The sequence below is a fragment of the Microbacterium sp. zg.Y909 genome, assembly GCF_024626565.1.
Genome location: NZ_JANJFJ010000484.1, coordinates 1 through 2,963, shown reverse-complemented (window position 1 = coordinate 2,963; position 2,963 = coordinate 1). Strand labels below are relative to the sequence as shown.

The window sequence follows — 2,963 nt, the reverse complement described above, 5'->3', positions numbered from 1 at the left end:
CGCGTCCGTACTCGGGAACCCAGAGCGTGCCCAGCTCTGCGGCGAGCGCCTCGGCGAGGGTGGTCGAGCCGGTCGATTCCGCGCCGAGCACCACCACCCGCGCGGCGAGCGACGCCCGCACGGCCGGCGCGAGCTCGCCCCACTGCCCCGCCGGGTCGCCGCGCACTGCGGTGCCCGACACGGGGTTGAGCCGGCGCTGCGGGTCGACCTGCACCCACGCGGCCCCGAGCCGTCGGGCGAGCTCCTCCCCGTACTCGTCGGAGGTGAAGACGGCATCCACCGGCGCGTCGAGCAGCCCCGCGATGATGGCGGTGTGCGCATCCCACGCGGTGGAGGACTCGAAGTCGATGGGGGTGTCGTCCAGCTTCGAGACCACCCGCACCCGGGGGTGCTCCTCAGCGACCCACTGCGCCCTCACCTCGACCGGGATCGACTCCACGGACGATCCGATCACCTCTACGGTGACACGCGCGCTGGAACGCTCCGCCGTGCGGATGAGGTGCCCATGGCCGGCGTGCAGCGGGTAGAACTTGCCGATCACCAGTGCGTGGCGGTAGGGCGCACTCACGCGCGCGCCGCCACTGCGGCATCCGCCGGTGCCGTGGCGTCGGCCGCCCGCTGCACGCGTCGCCACGCGCGCAGGCTGAACACGCACAGCACGATGAAGAGGGCATACAGCGCGGCGACGATCCACAGGCCGGTCGCGATCGACAGCGCGACGAAGGCGATGTCGACGCCGATCCACACGTACCAGCTCTCGATCCACTTGCGGTTGAGCATGTACTGCGCCACGAGGCTCGCCGAGGTGGTGGCGGCGTCCGCGACCGCGACCTGCGAGTCGGTGAAGGAGATCAGCATCCAGGCGATGACGGCGGCGAGCCCGATGCCGGCGACGATGAGCCAGAGCACCGCGCGCCGCGGCGTGCGGGCGATGTAGCTCTTGTCCTGCTCGACCGCGCGCGTCCAGCGCAGCCAGCCGTGGATTCCGAGCCCCAGGTACACCAGCTGCAGCGCGGCCGAGGCGTAGAGGCCGGCGGGGAGGAAGACGGCGAGGAAGACGACGTTGTTCGCGATGCCGACGGGGTAGGTCCACACGTTCCGCCGCCCGGCCAGCACGACGCACGCGGCGCCTGTTGCGAACCCCAGAACCTGCATCCACTCCGCCAGAAGCCACTCGATCACGCGACGAGCCTACGGGTCCGCGCGCGCCCCTCCCGACGGCGTCAGGCGTCGCGCCGGATCCACCGGAACGTCGCCCGGCTGAGGATGAGTCCCACCAGCAGCCAGATGCCGAGCGCCAAAGCCACCCAGCCGAGCTCCCAGCCGTCCCCCGGCTCGAGGGTCGCGTACTCCGGGGGCAGGAACGCCGCCCGCATCCCCCGCGCCATCCACACCAGGGGGAAGGCGCTGGCGACGTACTGCAACCAGTCCGGCAGCTGCCAGAAGAAGATGTAGACGCCGGAGACGAACTGCAGCACCAGCGCGATGGGCACCACCACGGCCGTGGCGCTGCGCCCGGAACGCGGCAGCGCAGACACGGCGATGCCCAGGAGCGCCGAGGCGATGAGCCCGAGCAGGAACACCCACGCGAAGGTGATCCACGAGTCGGCGTCCGACGGCAGGGCCACATCGAACACCAGGGCGGCCACGACGATGAGGATGAACGCCTGCAGGATGCCGGTGATCAGCACCTGCCCGATCTTGCCGGCGAAGTAGCTCACCGGTGACAGCGGGGTGCCGCCGAGGCGTTTGAGTGTGCCGTCGGATCGTTCCATCGCGATGTCGACGGCGAGGTTCTGGAAGCCCGAGAGCAGCAGCCCCGCGGCGAGCATGGCCGGCAGGTACAGCTCGGCCGCCGACAGCGCCGGGACCCCGGGGCCGCCGGTGATGTCGCCGTCGTCGCCGAAGATCGTGCTGAACAGGGCCAGCATGAACACCGGGAAGAGGAACGTGAAGAAGAGGGTGTCGCCGGAGCGGAAGTAGCCCCGCACTTCGTAGGCGGCCCGGTGGGCGCCGAGGGTGATGACGTTCATCGTCCCACCTCCTCCTGCGTCGTCGTGGGCGTGCGCGGCGCGCTGTCCGATTCCTCTCCGGAGGGCGGCTCGTCGACCATATCGAGGTAGATCTCCTCGAGGGCGGGCCGCCGGATCTCGAGCGCCTCGGGCTCACCGCCCAGGCGCGCGGCGAGCGCCGCCGTGAACTCCCACGGAGTGGCGGTGCGAGCCTCGCGCATGACACCGCCCTCGCGCCATACGACGCGGGGCGTGCGGGCCTCCTCCCCGCCGAAGGTCGCCACCGGGCCGATCGCGCGCAGCCGGCCCCGCGTGATCACCGCGACCCGGTCGGCCAGCTGTGCGGCCTCGTCGAGGTAGTGGGTCGTGAGCAGGATGGTGGTCCCCTCCCCCTGCAGCCGTCGGATGAGCTGCCAGAACTCGCGACGCGCCTGCGGGTCGAATCCGGTGGTGGGCTCGTCGAGGAAGAGCAGCTCGGGACGGCCGATGATGCCGAGGGCCACGTCGACCCGCCGCTGCTGACCGCCGGAGAGCTTCGCGATGCGGGTGCCGGCCTGGCGCTCGAGCCCGACGGCGGCGATGACCTCGTCCACGTCGCGCGGCCGCGGGTAGTAGGCCGAGAACTGCCGCAGCTGCTCTCGCACGGTGTAGACACCGGCCTGTCCGGCGGACTGCAGCACGATGCCGATCCGCGCCTTCCACTCCAGGCTCGCCGTGCCGGGGTCGGCGCCCAGCACCGAGACGTCGCCGCCGGTGCGACGCCGGTACCCCTCGAGGATCTCGACCGTGGTGGACTTGCCCGCGCCGTTCGGGCCCAGCAGGGCGAAGGTCTCGCCGCGGGCGATGTCGAAGCTCACGTCGTCGACGACGGCGTTGCCGCCGTACGTCTTTCGCAGGTTGCGCACCCGAACGGCATCACTGTCCATATGACCAGCTTGGGGGTTCGCGGCC

The 2,963-nt window shown here is 71.4% G+C and carries 4 protein-coding genes; all 4 read right to left on the bottom strand.

The window, feature by feature from the left end; translation table 11 throughout:
- A partial coding sequence (locus NQ160_RS21700) for an AAA family ATPase (RefSeq protein ID WP_257517133.1) occupies nt 1-634 on the bottom strand: 634 nt, incomplete at its 3' end.
- The gene (gene pnuC, locus NQ160_RS21695) at nt 565-1,182 is read right to left on the bottom strand and encodes a nicotinamide riboside transporter PnuC (RefSeq protein WP_257517132.1); all 618 of its coding nucleotides are present in this window, start codon (nt 1,180-1,182) and stop codon (nt 565-567) included. The genes pnuC and NQ160_RS21700, both read right to left, overlap by 70 nt.
- Nucleotides 1,183-1,223: 41 nt before the next feature.
- Complete coding sequence (locus NQ160_RS21690; RefSeq protein ID WP_257517131.1) at nt 1,224-2,033, bottom strand: ABC transporter permease; 810 nt, start codon at nt 2,031-2,033, stop codon at nt 1,224-1,226.
- Nucleotides 2,030-2,938: an ABC transporter ATP-binding protein gene (locus tag NQ160_RS21685; RefSeq protein WP_257517134.1), complete on the bottom strand. Its 909-nt coding sequence runs from the start codon at nt 2,936-2,938 to the stop codon at nt 2,030-2,032. The genes NQ160_RS21690 and NQ160_RS21685 overlap by 4 nt, the downstream gene beginning before the upstream one ends.
- Between the last annotated feature and the right edge of the window lie 25 nt (nt 2,939-2,963).

Bases quoted from the DNA above. Each gene is read 5' to 3' on its own strand.
- NQ160_RS21690 (WP_257517131.1), bottom strand. From the start codon at position 2,033: ATGAACGTCATCACCCTCGGCGCCCACCGGGCCGCCTACGAAGTGCGG.
- NQ160_RS21685 (WP_257517134.1), bottom strand. From the start codon at position 2,938: ATGGACAGTGATGCCGTTCGGGTGCGCAACCTGCGAAAGACGTACGGC.